This window comes from Amycolatopsis sp. NPDC052450, assembly GCF_044547565.1.
GTDB lineage: Bacteria > Actinomycetota > Actinomycetes > Mycobacteriales > Pseudonocardiaceae > Amycolatopsis.
In genome coordinates this window covers 1-23,227 of record NZ_JBIUAQ010000035.1, presented here as the reverse complement: position 1 = coordinate 23,227, position 23,227 = coordinate 1, and the positions used below count along the sequence as shown (strand labels likewise).

Sequence of the window (23,227 nt, the reverse complement as noted above, 5' to 3'; positions counted from 1 at the left end):
GGCCGAGAAACCCCGACTCAGGAGACTTGGTTACGTTGACTGAAAAGTGTTCGTCCCAGCCCGGGTGTCGGCAGTATCCCGGATTCGCTACCGCGTGACCGGCTGCCTCCCCGGCTCTCTTGAACCCCGCTTCGGTGACTCGGGCAATCGAGGGCCGCGGCTCAAGTGGTGACTGCTGACCGTTCGCATGCGAGCAAGCGGATGTTGGTCGAGGTCGGTGTCGCGAGTGAGGCCGGTCGTGGGTCTGTGGTGGCGACGGATGAGCATCCGTTCTGGGTGGCCTCGGAGAAGCGGTGGTCGAACGCTCTTGATCTGAAGGCCGGTCATCGGCTGGAGACCGGGGATCATCGGGACGCGACAGTTACGGGGACGCGGTCGTGGTCTGAGACGCGGCGGGTCTACAACCTGACCGTCGATGGCGACCACACCTACTACGTCCTCGCAGGCCAGACGCCAGTCCTCACTCACAACTGCGACCTCACGGCCTACGCCGATAGCCTGCGGCCCAAGTTTCACAAGGACACCGGGCCGTTCTTCGTGGCGATATATACGTCTCCGTTAGGCAGACTTACTTGGGACATTCTGGTCATGAACTGACTCCGATTCCCGGCGGCGAGGTGGATTTCCTCGTACGGCAAATCACTCCGGAGGGCGGCCGCTATCATTCGGGATGTGCTGAGACTATGTGTCTCATTAAGGCTGAGGAAGCCGAGGGTGGGGCTGGAACCAGAGGAGGCGTGTTCGAAGTGGTGAAGGTGAGATGCCTGAATTCTCCGCCAGGTGGCGCGCACGGCACCCCGGCCAGCCCGTGCCCGACGGTCTGCCAGTCTAGACTAGATCGCCAGGGAATCAGCTACCGAGGGAAATAATGTGAGTAGGCAGCATCTCCGCGTTAATCGATTCGGATTCGCCGAGTACGAAGACATGCTTGAACTCTCCCTTAGCGTGGACATCTCAGACCTGGCGGGGGTTTTGGATTCAATCGTGGAGCTCGTCTTCTCGGAGGAAAGCGAATTCCTTGATTCGCTGACAGATGAGGTCCAAGCGAATTTTGTTGTCCCTTTGGGAATGTCTGCGAAGATGCTGGTGGGCGGAGAGTGTTCGGCGATGGAGTTCATCTCGGCGGCTAGCACTGTGAGATATTGCGCCGAACCGCATATGGCAGAGTTCCCGGACGAACTCGTGCAGATGTTGTCTCGACTGCCTGGATGACGAGGGCGAAGGAAAGGCCCTGCCGCGTGGGTTGGCGGGGCTTGCGGAGTGCCGTGACACTTGAAGGAGTTCCTGGTACCGCTGCCTTGCAGACGACGTCGACTCAAGCGTCTTGATCAAACCGCTCTGAAGGAATCCGTCGCTTCCCGAAGCGCCGCCAGCATTCCCGGATCCGTCACCGCGTGTCCCGCCGCTTCCACCAGTTCCAGCTTCGAGTCCGGCCAAGCCCGGTGCAGCTCGTAAGCCGTCGTCGGCGGGCACACCGCGTCGTACCGCCCCTGCACGATCACGCCAGGAATTCCGGCGAGTTTCCCGGCTTCCCGGATCAGCTGCCCTTCCTCAAGCCACGCGCCATGGCAGAAGTAGTGCAGCGCCAGCCGAGCGAACGTGACCGCGAAGTCCGGCGACGCGTACTGGTTGTGGAAGGCCGGATCCGGGCGCAGGCAGACGATCGCGCCTTCCCACGTGCTCCAGGCGATGGCGGCACGTTCCCGGATCGCCTGATCGGGGTGATAGACGAGTTCGCGGTACGCCGACAAGGGGTCGTCGCGGCGGTCTTCGGGGATCGGCGCGAGGAAGGCTTCCCACTCGCGGGGGAAGAGGTTCGCGGCGCCGCCGTTGTAGATCCAGTCGAGCTCGCTGCCGCGGACGGTGAAAACGCCGCGCAGGATGATCTCGCTGACGCGGCTCGGGTGGGTTTCGGCGTAGGCGAGGGCGAGGGTCGCGCCCCACGAGCCGCCGAAGAGCTGCCACTGGTCGAGATTCAGCCGTTCGCGCAGTTTTTCCATGTCCGAGACGAGGTGCCAGAGGGTGTTGACGGACAGGTCGACGTCCGGCTTGCCGATATGCGGCGTGCTGCGTCCGGCCCCGCGCTGGTCGAACAGGATGATCCGGTACGCCTCGGGGTCGAAATGCCGCCTGGCCATGGAGGAGATGCCGCTACCAGGGCCTCCGTGCAGGACGACCACGGGTTTGCCGTCCGGGTTCCCGGCTTCCTGGCAGTAGATCCGGTGCCCGTCGCCGACGTCGAGCATGCCCTCGGCGCGCACATGGATCGGCGGGTACAGGTCATCCATAAGGACACTCTGCCTGAATCGGCGAGTATCCGAAGGGTGGGGGCCCGCCCCCGCCGCCGGGCTGAGCGGGCCCCCGGTCTTCGGTCGCGTCAGCAGCCCGCCGTGGCGGCCACGTTCGCGAATCCCTTCCCGGCACCGGTCACCTTGTTGCTCGCGCACACCTTGTTCCCCGTCGCGGCCTTCACGAGATAGAAGCCGTACGCGTAGGAGGACTGCACGTCCGCAGTGTTGCCGGAGAAGGTGTTGCCGCGGCCCCAGCCGTCCAGCTGGACATGGACCTCGAAGCCGCCGTAGGTCGCGTCGTGCACGAAGACCTTGCTGCCCCGGTTGTCCGCGACCACGTAGTTGTTGCCCTTCATGTCCACCCAGCTGTCGGCGAAGTGCTCGCCGCTCTGCCCGGTCCCGTCGAAGACGTTGCCGCGCAGTTCGCCGCCGGTGGTGCCTTCCTTGATGTCGATCGACTCGGCCCGCACGTTCGGGCCGATCTTGTTGTTCAGCGCCTTGTTGCGGTCGCTCCGATCGGGCGTCCCGCCCGGCCAGTTGCCCTTCGCGGAACCGAAGTAGATGCCTTCGCCGTAGCCCGCGTACTCGCGGCCGGTGTCGGTCACCTCGGAGTTCTTCACGACGTTGTCGGTGCTCGTGTACTGGAAATGGATACCTTCGTGGCCGACGCCGACGACCTTGATGCCGTCGACGACGGTGCTCTTGACGCCCGTCGCCATCAGGCCCTTCTGGCCACCGGTGAGGGTGAAACCGGTCAGGTTCCAGTAGCTGCCGGTGAGTTCGAGCGTGCGTCCCGCCGAGGCCTTGATGACCGCGCTTCGCGGCCCCTTCAGCGTGATGCGGCTGCTGGAAGTCCCGCTCTTCGCCGCCTTGAAGTTGCCCGCGAAGGTCGTGTCGGCCGCGAGTTCGATGACGGTGCCCGGAGTGACCGAAGCAAGCGCCGCCGTCAGCTGCTCCGAAGTCCCTACGCGGACCGTCGCGGCCTGTGCGGGGTACGCCGCCAGCGTCGACAGCAAGACGGCACCGGTCGCAATGGCCAGAACCCGCTCACGAACACGCATCCGTGGTCCTCCTCGTCGAGGGATCGAAACTCGGTCGTGGCGGCGACGGGCTAGACGTTAAGCCTCTTTACGAATGTGCGTCAAGGACATGATTCAAGTTCATGTATGTGAACGACTAAAGGAGGGTCGTCGTGCACGGCCCACCCGAAAAGAGAGCAAGGGACCTTTGCTAACGCGCCCCTCGGCGGGCGGGGGTGTGTGGAAATAGGGACATTGAGTGTCCCTATTTCCACACACCCTGTACTCCGCGTAGCGGTGCTGACTGACTGTGTGGATTCGGTGCGTTGGACGACCGAAATCCACACAGTCGTCACCGAGGAAAGCAAGGGACCTTTGCTATCGCCCGTCCTCGACGGGAGTGATAGCAAAGGTTCCTTGCTCTCTTTTCGCAGGTCAGAGGCGGATCAGTCGTGGAACGAGTGTTCCGGAGCGGGGAACTCGCCTCGCCGGACGTCCTCCGCGAACGCTGACGCGGCCCCGGCCAGTACGCCGGCGAGGTCTGCGTACTTCTTCACGAAGCGAGGGGTCTTGCCGCGTCGCAGTCCGGCCATGTCCTGCCAGACGAGCACCTGCGCGTCGCAGTCCGGCCCGGCGCCGATGCCGACGGTCGGGATCTTCAGTTCGTGCGTGATCCGCTTCGCGGCTTCGGCGGGCACCATCTCCATGACGACCGCGAAGGCGCCGGCTTCCTCCAGGGCGAGAGCGTCGGCGAGCAGTGCTTCGGCCGCTTCGCCGCGTCCCTGGACCCGGTAGCCGCCCAGATTGTGTTCACTCTGCGGTGTGAATCCGATATGTCCCATCACCGGGACCCCGGCCGACGTCAGTGCCTCGACGTGCGGAGCGAATTTCCGTCCGCCTTCGAGTTTCACCGCGTGCGCGCGGCCTTCCTTCATGAATCGCACCGAGGTTTCCAGTGCTTGCTGCGGCGAGAGCTGATACGAGCCGAACGGCAGATCGGCGACGACCAGCGCCCGCTTCACCGACCGGGTGACCGCGCGAACCAGCGGAAGCAGTTCCTCCACGGTCACCGGAAGCGAAGTGTCGTAACCGAAGACGTTGTTCGACGCGGAATCCCCGACGAGCAGCACGGGAATGCCCACTTCGTCGAACAGCGCGGCGGTGTACATGTCGTAGGCGGTGAGCATCGGCCAGGTTTCGCCGCGCTCCTTCATGTCGCGAAGGTGATGTACGCGGACTTTCTTCCCAGAGGCGGGCTGGGGCGCCGCGCCGGTCCCGTACGGGGCGGCTAGCTCGCCGGAATCCTTTTCGGTGGCAGACATCCTTGTCGACCGTCCTTCCCTCGAGGCCTCGAAGAGGTCCCCGGGTCGTGGAGCTGAACAGGCCAAGCGTGACATGCGGATATGTCCGTCCCAAGGCCCTGCGACCAGCTTCACACCACGGCGTCACGCCCGCGGATGAGGAAATTCAGACCAGAGGATGATGATCGTTGACAACCACACAGGGTTGTGTGACGTCAAGTAGTACAGCTGTCGATCACCTGTGTGTAGCGCGAAGGGCCAGAATGGGAAACCCAGTGAGCCGAGTCTCGCCGTGGAAGGCGAGGGCCGGCGGAATCGTCGCCACCCTCGTGCAGTCCGCGGCCGTGTTCTCGGTGATCCTCCTGCTCGCCGGCGGCGTGAAGGGGCCGGTGCTCAAGACGGGTGACGTCGCCTTCTCGGCACTGAGCATCCCGACGAACGCGAGTCTCGTGATCGTTCTGCTGCTCGTCGTCCTCGGCGCCGCGCTCCGCCGCCGCAAACGCGCCGCGCTCTACACGCTGCTGCTGTTCCAGGTCGGTGGCCTGGCGGTGACGCTGGCCTTCCAGGCCGCTCTGCTTTGGTGGCCCGAGCTGCTGAAACTGGGGCCGTGGCAGGTCCGGCACATTCCGCACCAGGTGTGGGTGCTGGCCGTCGTCGACCTGATCTCGATCGGCATGATCGTTTTTCTCTGGATGCTGCGTCCCGCGTTCCCCGCCCGGCTCGCGCCGGGTGCTTGGCGCGACGGCTTCACGGTGCTTTTCGGCGGTTTGGCCGCGGTCATTCTCGTCGGCTGGGGCTTGAGCGAAGCCTTTCCCGGCCGGCTCGCCGACACCTGGGCGCGGTTCGCCTGGGTCGTCAACCACACGACCGGTGAGAACATCCAGCTACGCCGGGTCGGCATCGGCGAAGGACCGGCCTGGCTCGACCTCGTGCTCGACCTCAGCGCGACGGCCGTCGCCACGGCGGCGTTGTACACGCTGTTCCGTGGCGTGCGTAGCCGTCGCTTGAGGACGGATGAGGAAGAACTGCGCGTACGTCGCCTTCTGGCCGAACACGGCGAAGACGACTCTCTGGGCTATTTCGCCACGAGGCGCGAGAAGAGTGTCGTCTTCTCGCCCAACGGCCGCGCCGCCGTGGCCTATCGCGTGCTCGCGGGCACCAGTGTCGCGAGCGCGGATCCCATCGGTGATCCCGACGCCTGGCCCGACGCGGTCCGCGCCTGGCTGAACGAGGCACGCACCTACGGCTGGACCCCCGGTGTGCTCGGCGCGAGCGAACGCGGCGCGAAGGTCTATGCCGACGCGGGTCTGCGCGCGCTGGAAATCGGTGACGAAGCGGTCCTCGACGTGCGTGACTTCAGCCTCGCAGGGCCGGAACGCCGCTCGGTCCGCCAAGCGGTCAAACGGATCGAACGCGCCGGGTACACCACGAAAGTCCGGCGCCACAGCGAAATCCCGGCCGGCGAAATGGCGAGGCTGTTGCTGCAAGCGCAGCAGTGGCGGGGCGCGGAGACCGAACGCGGGTTCTCGATGGCGCTCGGCAGGCTCGGCGATCCGAGCGACGGCCGAAGCGTGATGGTGGAAGCGTACGACGCCGAGGGCGAGCTTCGCGGCATGCTGTCGTTCGTGCCGTGGGGCCGTCGCGGCCTTTCCCTTGATCTGATGCGGCGTGACCGCGACGCCGAAAACGGGCTCAACGAATACATGATCGCCGAGGTCGTGGCGGCCAGTTCGCACATTGGCGCACAACGGATTTCGCTGAACTTCGCGATGTTCCGCGCGGTCTTCTCCGAGGGGGAGCGGATCGGCGCGGGCCCGGTGCTGCGCGCCTGGCGCGGCGTGCTCAGCATGGCGTCGCGGTTCTTCCAGCTGGAATCGCTCTACCGGTCCAACGCCAAGTACGGCCCGGAGTGGGAGCCGCGATTCCTGTGCTACTCCTCGGCTCGACGGCTGCCGCGGGTCGGCATCGTCGCCGGTGCGCTCGAAGGATTCGTCCCCACCGGACGGTCGGCTCGGGCGTTGAAACTGGAGACGGTCACCGATGAATTCGTGGCCGAGGTCCACCGCATCGAAGCGAACGCGGCCACTCCCGCGCCGAAACAGGTGCGGCGGCCCGACCAGGTTCGCGTGCGGATGGCGAAACTGGATCGCTTGCGGGAAGCCGGGATCGACCCCTATCCGGTCGGTTTCGCCCGGGAGGATCTGCTCGGCGACGTCGTCTCGAAGTTCGGCGATCTGAGCCCGGACACCAACACCGGCCACCGGGTCCGCGTCGCGGGGCGGGTGCTCGCGATGCGCAACCTCGGCGGGCTCTGCTTCGCGCGGGTCAAGGACTTCAGCGGCGAAATCCAGCTCATGCTCGACGCCTCCGTGCTCGACCTCGGCGGCTGGCGGCGGGGCGTCGACCTCGGCGACCACGTCGGCGTGAGCGGGCAGGTCGTGACGTCGCGGCGCGGTGAACTCTCGGTGCTCGTCGACGAGTGGACCGTCACGGCGAAGAGCCTGCATCCCCTGCCGGACAAGCGAAAGGGCCTCACCGACCCGGAGACGCGGGTGCGGCAGCGCTACCTCGACCTCGCGGTGAACCCGGATTCGACAGCGATGCTGCGAATGCGCTCGACCGTGGTGCGCGCCGTGCGGGAACGGCTGCACCAGGGCGACTACCTCGAAGTCGAGACGCCGATGCTGCAGACCGTGCACGGCGGCGCCAACGCCCGCCCGTTCATCACGCACATCAACGCCTACGACATGCGGATGTACCTGCGGATCGCCCCGGAGCTCTATCTGAAGCGACTGTGCGTGGCCGGGGTCGAGCGCGTTTTCGAACTCAACCGGAACTTCCGCAACGAAGGCGTCGACGCGACGCACAACCCCGAATTCACCATGCTGGAGGCGTATCAGGCGTACGCCGACTACAACACGATGCGGACGCTGACGCGGGAACTCGTGCAGTGCGCCGCGGAAGCCGCGTACGGCGCGCAGGTCGTTCGCCGTCCGGGGCCGGACGGGACGGTCGTCGAGTACGACATCTCCGGTGACTGGCCGGTGATCCCGGTCCACGAAGCCGTTTCGGCCGTGCTCGGGGAGAAGATCGACGCGGGCACCTCGGTCGCCGACCTCCAGCGGTTCTGCCGCGCGGCGGGAGTGCCGGTGAACGAGGACGCCGGGCACGGCGACCTCGTGCTGAAGGCGCACGAGCATCTGGTCGAAGGCGCGACCGTACTGCCGACGTTCTACACCGACTACCCGACCGACGTCTCGCCGCTGACCCGGCAACATCGCGTCGATCCGCGGCTGGCCGAGCGGTGGGACCTGATCGCGTTCGGCTCCGAGGTCGGCACGGCCTACACCGAGCTGACCGACCCGCTCGAGCAACGGCGACGGCTGGAGGCCCAGTCGCTGCGCGCGGCGAGCGGGGACGTCGAGGCGATGGAGCTGGACGAAGACTTCCTGCTCGCGCTCGAACACGGCATGCCGCCGACCGGCGGGCTCGGTATCGGCGTCGACCGGCTGCTGATGATGCTGACCGGGGCGTCGATCCGGCAGACGGTGCTGTTCCCGTTCGTCCGCCCGCAGGGCTAGCGGGGGAGCAAGGGACCTTTGCTATCGCTTCTCTCGACGTCGAGAGAAGCGATAGCAAAGGTCCCTTGCTCTCTTCCGGGCCGAATCGCCGCAAAAAGCCGGTGCCGGATGCCATGATCCCCTTCCCAACGGAAGGAGCCACCATGGCTGGAAACGTTCCCCCGGTCGCCGACGAGCGCGAAGGTCTCCTCGCGTACCTCGAGCAGCAGCGACACGTCCTGCGGATCGCGGTGCACGGGCTCACCGAAGAACAGGCCAGAGCCGTCCCGACCAAAAGCTCACTGAGCGTCGGCGGCCTGATCAAGCACACCGCGACCGTCGAAGACGGCTGGATCGACATCCTTCTCCAGAAGCCCTCGAAGCCGATGGACGAGACGATGAAGGAGTACGAAGCCGGTTACGTGATGACCCCGGACGAGACGGTCGAAAGCGTCCTCGCGCGCTACGACGAGGTCGCCCGCCGCACGGCGGACGTCATCGCCGATATCGCCGACCTCGGCCAGCCGGTCCCGGTGCCGAAGGGTGTGCCCTGGTACCCGCAGGACGTCGACGCGTGGTCGGTCCGCTGGGTGCTGCTCCACCTCATCGAGGAGACCGCGCGGCACGCCGGGCACGCCGACATCATTCGCGAGCACATCGACGGCGCGACGGCGATCCCGTTGATGGCCGCCGCGGAAGGCTGGCCGGAGACGCCTTGGCTCAAGCCCTGGTCGCCTGCCCAAAGCGACTAGAACCCGAGCGACTGGAACCCCAAGCGACTGGAACTCCAAACGACTAGAACAGCGTCGGTTCGTCCGCCAAAGCGCCTTCGATGACCAGCATCCGGCGCTTGGTGGCGACCCCGCCGCGCGCGGAGAACCCGCCGTCCTTGCCGCCCGCGGCGAGCACACGGTGGCACGGCACGATGATCGGGAACGGGTTCCGGCCCATCGCCTGCCCCACGGCCTGTGCCCCGCCGGGCATGCCGAGGATGTTCGCGATGTCGCCGTACGTCAGCGTCTTGCCCGCGGGGATCGTGCGGATGAACTCGTACACCCGGTGATGGAAGTCCGGTACTCCTTCGTAATCGAGCTCGACACCGGTGAGATCCGTGCGTTTGCCGTCCATCAACGAGACGATCCCGTCGATCGCGTGCTGGACCTCGCCCGGCGGCGTGGATTCGGCCGCTTCGGGAAGGCGCGTGGTCAGTCGCGCCCTCGTCTTCTCTTCACTGCCCTCGGGAAGCTGGACCGCGACGACCCCGCGTTCGCTCCACGCGATGCCGCAGTCGCCGATCGCGGTGCCGAACACGGAGTAGCCCGGTGCCGTCATGTGCCCAGGGTACGAGACCGGTCCGACAGTTTTCGGGTTCACCACCATGCCGCGGTGCCGCGGGAGCGGCGGCTGCGGTAGGAGTATGGGCATGAGCGACCTCGTGCTTGATCACCTCGTGTACGCCGGGCCGGACCTCGAAGAGGCCGTCGCGCGCGTCGCCGAGCTGACCGGCGTCACGCCTGTACGCGGCGGAAGGCATATCGGTTTCGGTACGGCCAACTACCTGGCCGATCTGGGTGCCGGTGCCTATCTCGAGGTGGTCGGCCCCGACCCGGATCAACCCGAGCACGTCGGACCGCGCCCGTTCGGCGTCGACGAGCTGACCGCGCCCGCCCTGGTCACCTGGGCCGCACGTGTCGAAGGTATCGACGAAGCGATCGCCGAAGCATGCGAACGCGGCTACGACCCGGGCGAAGCGTCCGAGATGTCGCGGACCACCGACGACGGCGAACTGCTGACCTGGCGGCTCACCGGTGCGGGCGGTCTCGACGGACTCGCGCCGTTCCTCATCGACTGGGGGAGCACCCCGCATCCGACGACGCGGGGCCTTCCGTCCATTCCGCTGCTCATGGTCACCGGCGTCCATCCCGAGCCGGCCGCGGTCGAAGCCGCGGTCCGCGCACTCGGGATGGACATGCTCGTCCGGCGTGACACGAAGCCCGGCCTGGTGGCCGTGCTGACGAACTCAGCCGGGAAGCAGGTCGCGCTGAGCTGAGCGGGCCACGACGGTTCCCTCGCGCCAGCCGTTGGTCATCGGCAGCCGCCGGTCCCGCCCGAACGCCTTGAACGTGATCTTGGTGCCCGGCGGGTACTGGCGGCGCTTGTATTCGGCCTTGTCGACCATCCGCACCACGCGGTCGATGGTCTCCGGCTCGAAGCCCGCGTCGACCAGGTCGACGTAACCGCGGTCGCCCTCGATGTAGTCGTCGAGGATGTCGTCGAGCATCAGGTAGTCGGGCAGCGAGTCGCTGTCCAACTGACCCGGCCGCAGCTCGGCCGACGGCGGTTTGGTGATCGAGTTCTCCGGGATCGGCGGGGTTTCGCCGTTCTTCTCGGCTTCCGCGTTACGCCACTTGGCCAGATGCCAGACGTGGGTCTTGAACAGGTCCTTGATCGGCGCGAAGGCCCCGACGGCGTCGCCGTAGATCGTCGAGTAGCCGACGGCGAGTTCGGTCTTGTTGCCGGTGGCGAGCACCAGATGACCGTCCTGATTGGACAGTGCCATCAGCAGCATGCCGCGGACACGGGCCTGGATGTTCTCTTCGGCGAGGCCGGTCAGCTGAAGCTGCTCCACGTAGACCTTGACCATGTCCGCGATCGGCTCGACGCGGTAGTGCGCGCCGATGCGTCGGGCGAGGTCTTCGGCGTCGCCCTTCGAGTGCTCCGAGGAGTACTCCGAAGGCATCGAAACGCCGTAGACGTTGTCGCCGCCCAGCGCGTCGGCGGCCAGCGCCGCCACGACCGCCGAGTCGATGCCGCCGGAGAATCCGAACGTCACCGACGAGAAGCCGTTCTTGTGCACGTAGTCGCGCAGGCCGACGACCAGCGCGTGCCACACCTCGGCTTCGTCCGACAGTGGCTCGCTGATCGCGGACTCGGTGCGCGCGCTGTACGCCGGAACCGGGTCCTCGCTGAGCACGCGGCGCTTGACCCGCAGGCCTTCGAACTCGCCCTCGGCGGTGTGCCCACCCGACTCGAGGTCCGTGTCGACGACGAGCAGGTGCTCGACGAACTGCGGCGCGCGCGCCAGCAGCCGGCCGTCCGCGCCGACCACGATCGAGTCGCCGTCGAAGACGAGGTCGTCCTGCCCGCCGATCTGGTTCGTGTACACCAGCGGCGCGCCGGCCTCGGCCGCGCGGCGGGCGATGAGCGGCAGGCGGATGTCGTCCTTCGCACGCTCGTAAGGCGAAGCGTTGGGCGCGACCACGAGGTCCACGCCGGCCTTGCCCAGCGCGGAGATCGGACCGCCGTCCTGCCAGACGTCCTCGCAGATCACCATGCCGACGTCGACGCCGTGGAAGCGGACGACTTCGAGATCGTGGCCCGGCTTGAACCAGCGGTGCTCGTCGAAGACGCCGTAGTTGGGCAAGTGGTGCTTGAACTGACGGGCGACCACCTCGCCGCGGTACAGCGCGGCCGCCGCGTCGCGCGGGCCGGTCTCGTCCAGGTCGAGGTACCCGACGTAGGTGAGCACCTCACCGCATCCGGCGTCTTCGAGCCGCTTGGCGAGCGCTTCGACCATCTGCTTCGAGGCAGAGGCGAAGGTCGGGCGGAGGGAGAGGTCCTCGACGGGGTAGCCGGTGAGGGACATCTCCGGGAAGACGACGATGTGGGCGCCTGCTTCGGCGGCTTTGCGAGTCCACTCGACGGTGAGCTCGGCGTTGCCTTCGAGGTCCCCGACGGTGGTGTTGACCTGGGCCAGTGCGATGCGCAGTTGCGGCATGCCGACATTCTCACCCACCGGCGTCCGCGGGGACGACTGGATGTGCCGAATCGCCCACCTGGGGACGGCCGGGCGAAAAGAGAGCGGGGGACCTTTGCTATCGCTCTCCGGAAGAGAGTGATAGCAAAGGTCCCCCGCTCCCTCTGCTCAGGACCGCGCGCTACTTGCGCTTGATCATGCTCCGCACCTTCTTGATGGTCTGCTCGAAGTCGGAGTCGAACGGGTTGTCGTGCACCAGGTAGGTCCACGTCGTGTTCGCCCGCCGCACGCCCGCGTCACCGAGGTCGATCCCGTTCTCGGTGATCTCGGCCTCCTCGAGCGTCTTCGCCGCCCGCTCGGCCGCCTCCGGGATGATCTTGTGGAACTCGGGGATCGCCGCGCGGTGGAACTCGTCGATCGGCGTCTCCCGCGCCAGCGCCCGCAGGTGGATGCTCTCCCGCACGTCCGTCAGGAACGCCAGGTGGTCCGACCACAGCTGGTCGATGTGGAACAGCAGCACCTCCCGGCACAGCTGGTGAACGCGGGCCTCGTCGTCGACGGCCTCCGACAGCTCCTTGAACTTCTCCGGATGCGCCTTCTCCAGCACCTCCGCCGCGTGCGCGGTCCGCAGCACCTTGTCCCGGTGCTCGAGCAGCTCGCCGCGCTGCCGCTCGATCAGCCGCGTGTAGCGCCAGGTGTTCCGGTGGATCTCCAGGTCGACACCCTCGGCGACGCGCTGGGCGTGGTTGATCTGCCGCAGCGCCGCCGGGTCGACGATCTCGCCGCTGCCCACGTCGGAGCTGATGCCTTCGGGGATGTCCGGCGCGTTCGACAGCACGAGTTCGTCGTTCAGGCTGGCGAAAAACACCGCGCTGCCCGGGTCGCCCTGTCGTCCGGACCGGCCGCGCAGCTGACCGTCGAGCCTGCTCGACGGGTAGCGGGCGGTGCCGATGACGTGCAGGCCGCCCAGTTCGACGACCTCGTCGCGGCCGTCGCCGTCCTTGCCGCCCAGCCGGATGTCGGTACCGCGACCGGCCATCTGGGTCGAGACGGTGACCGCGCCCTTCTTGCCGGCGTCGGCGATGATCTCGGCTTCCTCGGCGTCGTTGCGCGCGTTGAGCACGACGCATTCGAGGTCGGCCTTCGCCAGCTTCTCGGCCAGTTCTTCGGATTCGGCGACGTCCTGGGTGCCGACGAGGATCGGCCGCCCGGTCTCGTGCACGCGCCGGATCTCCTCCTCGATCGCGCGCAGCTTCTGCGACGGCGACCCGAAGATCCGGTCCTCCTGGTCTTCGCGGATGTTCGGCGTGTTCGGCGGGATGACCGCGACCTCGAGCTTGTAGAACTCGCGCAGCTGCTCGGCGACCGCGACCGCGGTACCGGTCATCCCCGCGACCTCGGGATACCGCGCGAGCAGCGCCTGCACGGTGATCGAGTCCAGGATCTCGCCCCGGTCGGTCGCCTTGACCTGCTCCTTCGCCTCGACGGCGGCCTGGAGGCCGTCCGGCCAGCGCTGCAGTTCGGCGACGCGGCCGCGTGCGGCGTTGATCAGCTGCACCTTGCCGTCGCGTACCAGGTAGTCGACGTCGCGGGTGAGCAGCGCGTGCGCGTGCAGCGCCACGTTCACCGCGGGCAGCCTGTCCGAGCCCGTCTCGTCGTAGAGGTTGATGTCGTCGCCGAGCGCCTTCTCGACCACCGACGCGCCCGCCTTGGTCAGCCAGGCGTTGCGGCCGTCGGCGTCGGTCTCGTAGTGCAGGCCGAGCCGCAGCCGCCGCACGATGTTCGCGACCTCTTCGTCGGCGTCGGTGTGGTCGATCGATCCCGCCATCACCAGCGGCACGCGGGCCTCGTCGACCAGCACGGAGTCCGCTTCGTCGACGATCGCCACCTCGGGCTCACGCTGGACCAGGTCCTCTTCGCGGGTCACCAGGCGGTCGCGAAGCACGTCGAAGCCGATCTCGCTGACGGCGCCGTACGTGACTTCCTTCGCGTACGCCTCGCGGCGCTCGTCGCGGGAGTGAGCGGGCTCGATCCAGCCGACGGATACGCCGAGCAGGTCGTAGATCGGGCCCATCCACTCCGCGTCACGACGGGCGAGGTAATCGTTCACCGTGACGACGTGGACGTGCTTCCCGCGCAGGGCGTACCCGGCGCCGGCCAGCGCACCGGCCAGCGTCTTGCCCTCACCGGTCTCCATCTGCACGATATGCCCGCTGAGCAGGCCCATCGTGCCCAGCAGCTGGACGTCGAAGGCACGCTCGCCGAGGGCCCGCCGCGCGGCCTCACGCCCGAGCGCGCAGACCTCGACCAGCTGGTCGTTGCCGAAGGAAGCGGCGTCGCGAAGCTTGCCGGCCCGCTCTGTCAGCTCCTCGTCGGAGAGCTTCTCCAACTCGGGCTCGAGCTTCTCGATGGCCGGCAGCAGCGCTTCGTAGCGGGTCAGCTCGACGCTGCCCGGCCGCTGGATGATCCGGCGCAGCTTCTTGCCCACCCGGCTGATCAGTGCTGCCACCCCTGTGCTCCCGTCTGCTCTTCTGCCGTCCGCACTCGTATCACCAACGCGGTGGTGGTGCGGCCGAGTTCCACGGCCGATGGCACGATCCAACCGTGTTCACTCATGTCAGCGCCAGGTCCCGTGCCCGTCGATTCGCCGCGATCACGCTGTCCGGCCTGCTCGCCGTCACTTCCGCCGCGTGCTCGTCGGGAGAGGGTAGAACCCAGCCGCCGCCTCCGGCCACCGAGTCGCACGCTCCGACCGGGCCGGTGCCGCCCGGCCTCGAGAAGTTTTACGGACAGAGCCTGACCTGGGCCGACTGTGCACCCTACGCGACATCCGATGACGCGAAAGCGGCGTTTCGAGTGAAGGACGCACAATGCGCCCGGTTGACCGTCCCGCTCGACTACGCGAAACCTGAAGGCGACTCGATCACGCTCGGCCTCCTGCGCCGGAAGGCACTGGAAACCGACGAAAGGATTGGGGCGCTCGTGGTCAATCCCGGCGGCCCCGGCGCTTCCGGGATGGCCGCCGCGGCCGGTCTCGCCTCCCGGACGGCGACGAACGCGCTGGGCAAACGCTTCGACATCGTCGGTTTCGACCCGCGCGGCATCGGCGCGAGCCAGCCGCAGATCCGCTGCCTGACCGACACCGAACGCGACGCGGACCGGGCGGACGACAGCGAGACGGACGGGTCACCCGAGGGAGTGAAAAAGCAGGAGACCGAGTCCCAGTACTTCGCGGCCAAGTGCGCCGAGCGGACCGAACACGGCCCCTCGATGCTCGCGAACGTGGGCACCCGTGACGTCGTCAAGGACATGGACGTCCTGCGGTCGGTCCTCGGTGATCCGAAACTGAACTACCTCGGCTACTCCTACGGGACGCGGATCGGATCCGCCTACGCGGAGGCGTTCCCGGCGAACGTCCGCGCGCTCGTGCTCGACGGGGCCGTCGACCCGGAACAGGACGCGGTGGAGTCGCTCGTCGCGCAGGGACAGGGCTTCGGCAAGGCGTTCGGGGAGTTCTCGAACTGGTGTGCCGCGCGCGAGGACTGCGCGCTGGGGCGCGACGCCGCCGGCGTGACGAAGGCGTTCCAGGACCTGGTGCGGCCGCTGATCGACTTCCCGGTGCCGGTCGGGGACGGCCGGAAACTGTCGTACGAGGACGCGACGACAGGGGTGATACAGGCCCTCTACCAGGAAGATCTCTGGGAACCGCTGAACACCGCGCTCAACGACCTGAAGCGCCAGCGCGGCGACGGCCTCGAGAAACTGGCCGACCTCTACAACGAACGCGGCGCCGACGGCCGCTACGGGACGACGCAGGACGCGTTCGTCGCGATCAGGTGCGTCGACGACCCGCGGGTCACCGATCCGGCGAAGCTCCTCGATGCGCAGAAGCGATACGCGCAGGCGGCGCCGTTCCTCGACGACGGCAAACCGGACGGTTCCGCGCGCGACGCCTGCGCCTTCTGGCCCGTGCCGAACACCTCGGAGCCGCACCTGCCCAACGTCGAAGGTTTGCCGAAGACGCTGGTCATCTCGACGACGAACGACCCGGCGACCCCGTATCAGGCGGGCGTCAACCTCGCGAAAGCGATCAAGGGAGCTTTGCTGACGTTCGAGGGCAACCAGCACACGGTGTTCCTCCAGGGCGTCTCGTGCGTCGACAAGATCGGCATCGATTACCTGGTGGACGGCGCCCTGCCGGACGAAGGCACCCGCTGCACCGCCAAGTAACGAGTTCGGCGCGAAGGCCCCTGACCGGCCGGGACGCTGCGAAGATCGCGAGATGAGCCTTCGCCGCGTTCCGGCCGTGCTCGCTGTCGCCGTGCTGGTCACTTCCTGCACGACGCAGCAGCCGCAGCCCGCGCCGACGGCGCCTCCGACGACCACCGCGTCACCGGCTCCGGACCCGAAGGCGCTTGAGAAGTTCACTCAGCAGGAGCTGACGTGGGGTGCGTGCGCGTCTTTCGCGGACAAGGCGTTCGACTGCGCGAAGCTCACCGTGCCACTCGACTACCTGAAGCCGGACGGCGAGACGATCTCGATCGGCGTTCTCCGGCACAAGACGAAGAAGGTCGAAAGGCGGATCGGCTCCCTCGTACTCAATCCCGGCGGTCCCGGTGGATCAGGCGTCTCCGCTGCCGCGCGGATCGCGAAGTCCCGGCCGGCGGCGGCACTCGCCGAGCGATTCGACATCGTCGGATTCGATCCGCGCGGTGTCGGGATCAGCGATCCGAAGCTCGTCTGCCTCACCGACGCCGAACGCGACGCGGACCGCGCCGAGGACTCCGAAAGCGACTCGACGCCCAACGGGATCGCGAAGCAACTCGCCGACGCCAGGACGTACGCCGCGAAGTGTGCCGAGCGCACGAAGCACGGTAAGGAGCTGCTCGCCAACATCGGGACCAGGGATGTCGTCCGCGATCTAGACGTTTTGCGCTCGGCCCTCGGCGACGAGAAACTCACCTACCTGGGCTTTTCGTACGGGACGCAGATCGGGACCGCCTATGCCGAGGCCTATCCGGACAAGGTGCGGGCGCTGCTCCTCGACGGTGCGGTGGATCCCGAACTCGACACCGCGGAATCGCTGGTCACGCAGATGGCGGGCTTCCAGAACACGTTCGCCGAATTCGGCAAGTGGTGCGTCGCTCGCGAGGACTGCGCGCTCGGCCGTGACGCGAATGCGGTGACGAAGGTCTTCCAGGACCTGGTCCGGCCGCTGATTGCCGAACCGGTGCCCGCGGGGACTCGCAAGCTCTCCTTCGAGGACGCCATCACCGGGACCAGTGCCGCGTTGTACTCGGCTGACGCGTGGAAGTTCCTCAACGACGGGCTCGCCGAGTTGAAGCGGGGGAGCGGCAAAACCCTGGTCGCGCTCGCCGACAACTACTACGGCCGAGAGACGGACGGCCGGTACACCGGGATCCTCGACGTGTACTTCGCGGTCCGCTGCGTCGACAGCACCCGGATCGCCGACAGGCGCGTCATCGAGGGCGCTCACCAGCGGATGCTCCAGGGCGCGCCGTTCCTCGCCGGCGGCACCCCGGACATGAGTGAACTCGACATCTGCTCGGTGTGGCCGGTGCCCGCCACCTCCGAGGTCCACAAGCCGGACATCGACGGCCTGCCGCGGCCGCTGGTCATCTCGACCACCGACGACCCGGCGACCCCGTACGAGTCCGGTGTGAACCTGGCCCGAGACCTCAAGGGAGCTTTGCTGACGTTCGAGGGCGCGCAGCACACCGTCTTCCTCGACGGCAACGAGTGCGTCGACAGCGCCGGGTTCGCGTACTTGATCGACGGCGAACTACCCGCTCCCGACACCCGCTGCTCCTAGCGGGGGAGCAAGGGACCTTTGCTATCGCCGACCCCGCTGACCTGGCCTTTCCCGCCGAAGAGAGCAGGGGACCTTTGCTATCGCCCGCCCCCGATGACCACCGAGTTATGCCTGGCCAACGCCAACTCCAACATCACCGCGAACTCCTCCGGCTTCGTCGGCGGCACCTGCAGCCACACCCGCACCAGCCGCCGCGGCTCGTCCCGCGAAATCCACAGCTTCACGAACACGTCCGACTTGATCTCCGGCACGATCCCGCCGATCACCGCGGCCGGGACCTTCGCGGCGATCCGGAACGAATCGGTGTCCTGTACCCGCTCCCACCGCTCGCCCCGCAGGTCGGTCGCCCCGGTCAGCAGCCGCCGAAGCCCGCCTTCAGCCCCGAGCATCGCTTCAGGCGTGTACGGCGCCGAAGCCGGAATCACTCGCTCTCCACCAGGCCCGCTGAGCGTGATCTCCGAGCCGGACAGCCGGTACTTGACCTTCCTCCGACCGGAGTCGTCCTGCAGGTCGGCATTACCGACCGCGCCACCCTCGAGGCTGACCTCGCCGTCGAGCCCGCGCACCGGCAGCCCGGTGACGACGCCGTTCACTCCGAGCGTGAACCGCACGCTGCGCAACGAGACGAGGGAGTCGGCCGCCGCGCTCACGTAGTCCTGGGCAGGCGGCAACGGGGGTGAGCCCGCGCAGCCGCCGATGAGCCCGATCGTGAGCAGCAGCGCCGGCACGAGGTGACGGCAGCGCATGGCCAAGAGCCTATGGCCTTGGCCCGAACCTTGCGCACAGTGTCCTTCCAGCCGCTTCCGCCGGGGGCCGTCGCCGATGACGCTGTATCCGTGCAACCTGAGACCCGGCTCCACCGCGCGTGGTTCGTCGCCGCCGCCGCTTTCATCGCCCTGCTCGCCGCCGCCGGTTTCCGCGCGGCTCCCGGCGTGCTCATCGACCCGCTTCACAACGAGTTCGGCTGGTCGCGCGCGACGATCGCGTCGGCCGTCTCCGTGAACCTCGTGCTTTACGGCCTCTTCTCGCCCTTCGCGGCAGCTCTCATGGAGCGCTTCGGTATGCGACGCGTCGCCTCGACGGCGTTGTGCGTCGTCGCGATCGGCGCGGGCGGCACGGTGTTCATGAACGCGAGCTGGCAGCTCATCCTCTGCTGGGGTGTCCTGGTCGGCGTCGGCACCGGCTCGATGGCGATGAGTTTCGCCGCGACGGTCGCCGCCCGCTGGTTCGTCCGCAGCCGCGGCGTCGTCACCGGGGTCCTCACCGCGGCGGGCGCCACCGGCCAGCTGATCTTCCTCCCGATCGTGGCCAACCTCGCCGTCGACGAAGGCTGGCGCACGGCGTCGCTCGTCATCGCCATCGCCGCACTGGCCGTTGTGCCCGTCGTCCTCCTGGTGGTTCGCGATCACCCGTCCGACGTCGGAATGACCGCTTACGGCGCGAAGCCCGGCGAAGACGCCCCTGTCGCCCGCACGGGTGGTTCCGTCCGCCGCGCGCTCTCGGTGCTCGGCTCGGCAGCACGCACGAGGACGTTCTGGCTGCTCGCCGTCGGCTTCGCGATCTGCGGCGCCACGACGAACGGCCTGGTCAGCACCCATTTCGTCCCCGCGGCGCACGACCACGGCATGCCACAGACGACCGCCGCCGGCCTGCTCGCCCTCGTCGGGATCTTCGACGTCGCGGGCACGATCGCCTCCGGCTGGCTCACCGACCGGGTGGACCCGCGGATCCTGCTCGGCGTCTACTACGCCCTTCGCGGCGTTTCGCTCGCCCTGCTCCCGCAGTTGCTGAGCGGAACGGTGGAACCGAGCATGTGGGCGTTCATCGTCTTCTACGGACTCGACTGGGTGGCGACGGTCCCGCCCACCGTCGCGCTCTGCGTCCGGCAATACGGCGCCGCCGGGCCGATCGTCTTCGGCTGGGTCTTCGCCAGCCACCAGCTCGGCGCTGGTCTGGCGGCTTTCGGCGCCGGCGCGATCCGCGATTCGTCGGGCAGCTACGCGCTCGCCTGGTACATCGCGGCAGGCCTCGCCGTGCTGGCTTCGGTCGCTTCGCTGTCGATTTCCAAGGCGACCAAACCCGAACCGGTCCTCGTGGGGTGATCCACCACTTCCGGTCGATCGGCGCGTCGCGAAACATGTCGTTAACACGTTCTCGTTAGGGTGCGGCCATGGATCGCCAGCAGGAGTTCGTGCTCCGTACCTTGGAAGAGCGCGACATCCGTTTCGTCAGGCTCTGGTTCACGGATGTGCTGGGGTTCCTCAAGTCCGTCGCGGTGGCGCCGGCCGAACTCGAGGGCGCCTTCAGCGAGGGCATCGGCTTCGACGGATCGGCCATCGAAGGGTTCGCTCGTGTCTACGAATCCGACATGGTCGCGAAGCCCGACCCGGCCACGTTCCAAGTCCTGCCCTGGGAGACCCCGGACGGCGGCCCGTACTCGGCGCGCATGTTCTGCGACATCGCGATGCCGGACGGCTCACCCTCCTGGGCGGACCCCCGGCACGTCCTGCGCAGGCAGCTCTCGAAGGCGGCCGAAGCGGGTTTCACCTGCTACGTCCACCCCGAAATCGAGTTCTTCCTGCTCGCGAGCCTGCCGGACGACGGCAGCGAACCCGAGCCTGCGGACAACGGCGGCTACTTCGACCAGGCCAGCCACGCGACGGCGACGCATTTCCGCCGCCACGCCATCGAGACGCTCGAAGCGATGGGGATCTCGGTCGAGTTCAGCCACCACGAGGGCGCGCCGGGCCAGCAGGAGATCGATCTCCGGTACGCCGACGCGCTGACCATGGCCGACAACGTGATGACCTTCCGGTACGTCGTCAAGGAGGTCGCGCTCACCCAAGGTGTCCGCGCGACGTTCATGCCGAAGCCGTTCACCGACCAGCCGGGTTCCGGGATGCACACCCACGTGAGCCTGTTCGAAGGTGATCGCAACGCCTTCTACGACGCCGAAGACCCGTACGAGTTGTCAGCGACGGGTAAAGCTTTCGTGGCGGGGCTGTTGCACCACGCGAAGGAGATCTCGGCGGTCACCAACCAGTGGGTGAACTCCTACAAACGGCTGATCAGCGGCAGTGAAGCCCCGACGACCGTCTCCTGGGGCCGCGCGAACCGCTCCGCGCTGGTCCGGGTGCCGATGTACTCGCCCGGCAAGGCGTCGTCACGCCGCGTGGAGATCCGCACACTGGACTCCGCGTGCAACCCCTACCTGGCGTACTCGGTCATCCTGGCCGCGGGCCTCAAGGGCATCGAGAAGGGTTACGAGCTCCCTCCGCCCGCCGAGGACAACATCTGGCAGCTCTCGGACGCCGAACGTCGCGCGGCCGGATACGCCCAGCTCCCGCAGAACCTCGGCGAGGCGCTGTCCGAGATGGAGAAATCGGAACTTCTGCCCGAAGCGCTCGGAGAGCACGTTTACGACTTCTTCCTGCGCAACAAACGTGTTGAATGGGATAACTACCGCAGCGCGGTGACCCCGTACGAGCTGCGGACCCTGCTTCCGGTTCTCTAGACGAAGGAGACCTGATGGTGCGGCGACCGGTGTTCAGAGTTCTGACGACCTTGGTCGCCGTGACCATCGCGGCAACAGCCGCGCCGGCGGCATCCGCCGCCGGGAGGCCTCTCGATCTCGACGCCGCCGACATCCCCGCTCTTCAGGCCCGGATGTCCTCCGGACGGCTGACCGCGGTCGGTCTGACCTCGGCTTATCTCGACCGCATCCACAAGGTCGACCGGAAGGTGAACGCGGTCATCGCGGTCAATCCGGCCGCGATCGCGCAAGCCGCGGAGAGCGACGTCCGGCGTCGCGCCGGCAAGACGCGCGGGCCGCTGGACGGCATCCCGGTCCTGGTGAAGGACAACGTCGACACCCGCTCCATGCAGACGACGGCGGGTTCGCGCGCACTGCGCAGCAAGCCCGCGAAGGACGCGACCCTGATCCGCCGTCTGCGTGACGCGGGCGCGGTGGTCCTCGGCAAGGCGAACCTGTCCGAGTGGGCGAACTTCCGCGCCGCCAAACCCACTTCCGGGTGGTCAGGCGTCGGTGGGCAGACGAACAACCCGTATGTGCTCGATCGCAACCCCTGTGGGTCGTCCGCCGGTTCCGCCGCGGGTGTCGCCGCGTCGCTCGCCCAGGTCGCCATCGGCAGCGAGACCGACGGCTCGATCGTCTGCCCGGCCGGGATGACCTCGACGGTGGGGCACAAACCGAGCCTCGGCCTGGTCAGCCGCACCGGGGTGGTGCCGATCTCGGCCGAACAGGACACCGCCGGCCCGATGGCCAGGCACGTCGTCGACGTCGCGCTGACCCTGTCCGCCCTTCAAGGCCGTGACCCGAGCGACCCGGCCACCGGCGCGTACCCGCCGAACCAGCCGACCGACTACGCCGCACACCTCCGTCCCGGCGTGCTGAAGGGTTCCCGGATCGGGCTCTGGCGTCTGCCGGTCCTCGGTCCGGACGTCGACGCCGTGCTGACGCGAACCAGGAACTCGCTGGTCAAGGCAGGTGCCGAGGTCGTCGAGGTGACGCCGCCGTACCAGGCCAGGCTCGGTGAACTGGAGTTCCCGGCCCTGCTCACCGAGTTCCACCGGGACATCGACCGCTACCTGGCCACGCGCCCCGAAGGCCCGCGGGACCTCGCCGCGCTGATCGACTACAACCGCTCCGACCCGCTGGAGCAGACCTGTTTCGCCGGGCAGGAACTCTTCGAACAGGCGCTCGCCGCGCCCGGCCCGTCCGATCCCGGCTACCTGGCGATCCGCCGCGAGCTCACCGACCTGGCGAAACGCTCGATCGACGAGACGCTCACCAAGTACCGCCTGGACGCGATCGCCGCGCCCACGAACCCGCCCGCCTGGAAGACCGACTGCAAGACCGGCGACAACGACGTGATCCCGTCGTCGACGCCGGCCGCCGTCTCGGGCTACCCCGCGGTGACCGTGCCCGCCGGTTTCGTCGGCGAGCTCCCGGTGGGTGTCTCGTTCATGGCGGGGCAGTGGACGGACGCCCGAGTGCTCGCCTACGCGGCGGACTTCGAACGCGTCGCACCCGTCCGCAAACCGCCCCGCTACCTGAAGACCGTCGGATGAGGGTGGTTCACACCGGCTGACCTGCGGCGATGTCGTTAAGTGACCCCCCTGTTTTCAGGGGGTTCCGGGGCATGTAATCTTCTCTTCGTCGCCAGGAACACCGGGCCGCCGGGGCCGAAAGCCCCGAGGCAAGGAACCAGGGCCGAGCGGGTTGACACCGCGAACCGGACCAGGTAATGTTCAGCGTCGGCCCACGAGCGGCCGCCGACCCCCTACGACTAACAGCGTAGGATTCGGCATGCTCGACCAAAAGCTTGTGAATATCGCTTTGAAACAAAGCGTGTTGCTTGAGAACTCAACAGTGTGCTAGTGAACTAAGCCAGTAGAGCTTATGTATTTGAACCTCGTTTGAGGTTCCTTTGAGAGCATTATTTT

17 protein-coding genes are annotated in these 23,227 nt (G+C 67.5%); 10 read left to right on the top strand and 7 right to left on the bottom strand.

Annotation, left to right across the window (positions count from 1 at the left end):
- Positions 1-201 precede the first annotated feature (201 nt).
- Positions 202-597 (top strand): polymorphic toxin-type HINT domain-containing protein, encoded by a 396-nt coding sequence (locus ACIHAO_RS36440; RefSeq protein ID WP_396565761.1) that lies wholly within the window; start codon positions 202-204, stop codon positions 595-597.
- Positions 598-945: 348 nt separating this feature from the next.
- The gene (locus ACIHAO_RS36435; protein ID WP_396565759.1) at positions 946-1,212 is read left to right on the top strand and encodes a hypothetical protein; all 267 of its coding nucleotides are present in this window, start codon (positions 946-948) and stop codon (positions 1,210-1,212) included.
- A gap of 116 nt (positions 1,213-1,328) precedes the next feature.
- Here the strand turns inward: ACIHAO_RS36435 and pip are convergent, their stop codons facing one another.
- The 3 genes from pip to panB form a co-directional block, all read right to left on the bottom strand.
- The gene (gene pip, locus ACIHAO_RS36430; protein ID WP_396565758.1) at positions 1,329-2,288 is read right to left on the bottom strand and encodes a prolyl aminopeptidase; all 960 of its coding nucleotides are present in this window, start codon (positions 2,286-2,288) and stop codon (positions 1,329-1,331) included.
- Positions 2,289-2,377: 89 nt separating this feature from the next.
- Entirely contained in the window at positions 2,378-3,352 is a 975-nt protein-coding gene (locus ACIHAO_RS36425; RefSeq protein WP_396565756.1) for a hypothetical protein, read from the bottom strand.
- Positions 3,353-3,756: 404 nt separating this feature from the next.
- Positions 3,757-4,632, bottom strand: a complete 876-nt coding sequence (panB, locus tag ACIHAO_RS36420; RefSeq protein ID WP_396565754.1) for a 3-methyl-2-oxobutanoate hydroxymethyltransferase — start codon at positions 4,630-4,632, stop codon at positions 3,757-3,759.
- Between the two features lie 242 nt (positions 4,633-4,874).
- Between panB and lysX the strand changes: the two genes are divergently transcribed.
- Both lysX and ACIHAO_RS36410 read left to right on the top strand, forming a co-directional pair.
- A complete protein-coding gene (lysX, locus tag ACIHAO_RS36415; RefSeq protein ID WP_396565752.1) occupies positions 4,875-8,192 on the top strand; it encodes a bifunctional lysylphosphatidylglycerol synthetase/lysine--tRNA ligase LysX in 3,318 nt (1,105 codons plus the stop codon).
- Positions 8,193-8,335: 143 nt separating this feature from the next.
- Positions 8,336-8,923, top strand: coding sequence for a DinB family protein (locus ACIHAO_RS36410; RefSeq protein WP_396565750.1), 588 nt, complete (start codon positions 8,336-8,338; stop codon positions 8,921-8,923).
- 43 nt (positions 8,924-8,966) lie between these two features.
- Here the strand turns inward: ACIHAO_RS36410 and ACIHAO_RS36405 are convergent, their stop codons facing one another.
- On the bottom strand, positions 8,967-9,503 hold the full coding sequence (locus ACIHAO_RS36405; RefSeq protein WP_396565748.1) for a methylated-DNA--[protein]-cysteine S-methyltransferase: 537 nt from the start codon (positions 9,501-9,503) through the stop codon (positions 8,967-8,969).
- A 91-nt stretch (positions 9,504-9,594) separates the two neighbouring features.
- Here ACIHAO_RS36405 and ACIHAO_RS36400 point away from each other — a divergent pair, with 91 nt between their 5' ends.
- On the top strand, positions 9,595-10,221 hold the full coding sequence (locus tag ACIHAO_RS36400) for a VOC family protein (RefSeq protein ID WP_396565746.1): 627 nt from the start codon (positions 9,595-9,597) through the stop codon (positions 10,219-10,221).
- On the opposite strand, the gene ACIHAO_RS36395 is transcribed toward ACIHAO_RS36400, so the two are convergent.
- Both ACIHAO_RS36395 and secA2 read right to left on the bottom strand, forming a co-directional pair.
- Complete coding sequence (locus ACIHAO_RS36395) at positions 10,192-11,949, bottom strand: NAD+ synthase (protein WP_396565744.1); 1,758 nt, start codon at positions 11,947-11,949, stop codon at positions 10,192-10,194. The genes ACIHAO_RS36400 and ACIHAO_RS36395 overlap by 30 nt on opposite strands.
- 160 nt (positions 11,950-12,109) lie before the next feature.
- Entirely contained in the window at positions 12,110-14,437 is a 2,328-nt protein-coding gene (gene secA2 / locus ACIHAO_RS36390; protein WP_396565742.1) for an accessory Sec system translocase SecA2, read from the bottom strand.
- A 149-nt stretch (positions 14,438-14,586) separates the two neighbouring features.
- On the opposite strand from secA2, the gene ACIHAO_RS36385 reads away from it, so the two are divergent.
- Both ACIHAO_RS36385 and ACIHAO_RS36380 read left to right on the top strand, forming a co-directional pair.
- Positions 14,587-16,158 carry an alpha/beta hydrolase gene (locus tag ACIHAO_RS36385; RefSeq protein WP_396565849.1) on the top strand — a complete coding sequence of 524 codons (1,572 nt, stop codon included), beginning with the start codon at positions 14,587-14,589 and terminating at the stop codon, positions 16,156-16,158.
- A gap of 52 nt (positions 16,159-16,210) precedes the next feature.
- The gene (locus ACIHAO_RS36380; RefSeq protein ID WP_396565740.1) at positions 16,211-17,761 is read left to right on the top strand and encodes an alpha/beta hydrolase; all 1,551 of its coding nucleotides are present in this window, start codon (positions 16,211-16,213) and stop codon (positions 17,759-17,761) included.
- 77 nt (positions 17,762-17,838) lie between these two features.
- Here the strand turns inward: ACIHAO_RS36380 and ACIHAO_RS36375 are convergent, their stop codons facing one another.
- The gene (locus ACIHAO_RS36375; protein ID WP_396565737.1) at positions 17,839-18,507 is read right to left on the bottom strand and encodes an LppX_LprAFG lipoprotein; all 669 of its coding nucleotides are present in this window, start codon (positions 18,505-18,507) and stop codon (positions 17,839-17,841) included.
- A gap of 90 nt (positions 18,508-18,597) precedes the next feature.
- On the opposite strand from ACIHAO_RS36375, the gene ACIHAO_RS36370 reads away from it, so the two are divergent.
- From ACIHAO_RS36370 to ACIHAO_RS36360, 3 genes are all read left to right on the top strand, one after another.
- A complete protein-coding gene (locus tag ACIHAO_RS36370; protein ID WP_396565735.1) occupies positions 18,598-19,863 on the top strand; it encodes an MFS transporter in 1,266 nt (421 codons plus the stop codon).
- A 68-nt stretch (positions 19,864-19,931) separates the two neighbouring features.
- Positions 19,932-21,275, top strand: a complete 1,344-nt coding sequence (gene glnA / locus ACIHAO_RS36365) for a type I glutamate--ammonia ligase (protein ID WP_396565733.1) — start codon at positions 19,932-19,934, stop codon at positions 21,273-21,275.
- Positions 21,276-21,289: 14 nt separating this feature from the next.
- Entirely contained in the window at positions 21,290-22,852 is a 1,563-nt protein-coding gene (locus ACIHAO_RS36360; RefSeq protein ID WP_396565731.1) for an amidase, read from the top strand.
- Positions 22,853-23,227 lie beyond the last annotated feature (375 nt).

What these genes read in the sequence shown, in the direction of transcription:
- ACIHAO_RS36440 (WP_396565761.1), top strand. Translation starts at nt 202, where the DNA reads ATGTTGGTCGAGGTCGGTGTCGCGAGTGAGGCCGGTCGTGGGTCTGTG.
- pip (WP_396565758.1), bottom strand. Translation starts at nt 2,288, where the DNA reads ATGGATGACCTGTACCCGCCGATCCATGTGCGCGCCGAGGGCATGCTC.
- ACIHAO_RS36425 (WP_396565756.1), bottom strand. Translation starts at nt 3,352, where the DNA reads ATGCGTGTTCGTGAGCGGGTTCTGGCCATTGCGACCGGTGCCGTCTTG.
- panB (WP_396565754.1), bottom strand. Translation starts at nt 4,632, where the DNA reads ATGTCTGCCACCGAAAAGGATTCCGGCGAGCTAGCCGCCCCGTACGGG.
- lysX (WP_396565752.1), top strand. Translation starts at nt 4,875, where the DNA reads ATGGGAAACCCAGTGAGCCGAGTCTCGCCGTGGAAGGCGAGGGCCGGC.
- ACIHAO_RS36410 (WP_396565750.1), top strand. Translation starts at nt 8,336, where the DNA reads ATGGCTGGAAACGTTCCCCCGGTCGCCGACGAGCGCGAAGGTCTCCTC.
- ACIHAO_RS36405 (WP_396565748.1), bottom strand. Translation starts at nt 9,503, where the DNA reads ATGACGGCACCGGGCTACTCCGTGTTCGGCACCGCGATCGGCGACTGC.
- ACIHAO_RS36400 (WP_396565746.1), top strand. Translation starts at nt 9,595, where the DNA reads ATGAGCGACCTCGTGCTTGATCACCTCGTGTACGCCGGGCCGGACCTC.
- ACIHAO_RS36395 (WP_396565744.1), bottom strand. Translation starts at nt 11,949, where the DNA reads ATGCCGCAACTGCGCATCGCACTGGCCCAGGTCAACACCACCGTCGGG.
- ACIHAO_RS36380 (WP_396565740.1), top strand. Translation starts at nt 16,211, where the DNA reads ATGAGCCTTCGCCGCGTTCCGGCCGTGCTCGCTGTCGCCGTGCTGGTC.
- ACIHAO_RS36375 (WP_396565737.1), bottom strand. Translation starts at nt 18,507, where the DNA reads ATGCGCTGCCGTCACCTCGTGCCGGCGCTGCTGCTCACGATCGGGCTC.
- glnA (WP_396565733.1), top strand. Translation starts at nt 19,932, where the DNA reads ATGGATCGCCAGCAGGAGTTCGTGCTCCGTACCTTGGAAGAGCGCGAC.
- ACIHAO_RS36360 (WP_396565731.1), top strand. Translation starts at nt 21,290, where the DNA reads ATGGTGCGGCGACCGGTGTTCAGAGTTCTGACGACCTTGGTCGCCGTG.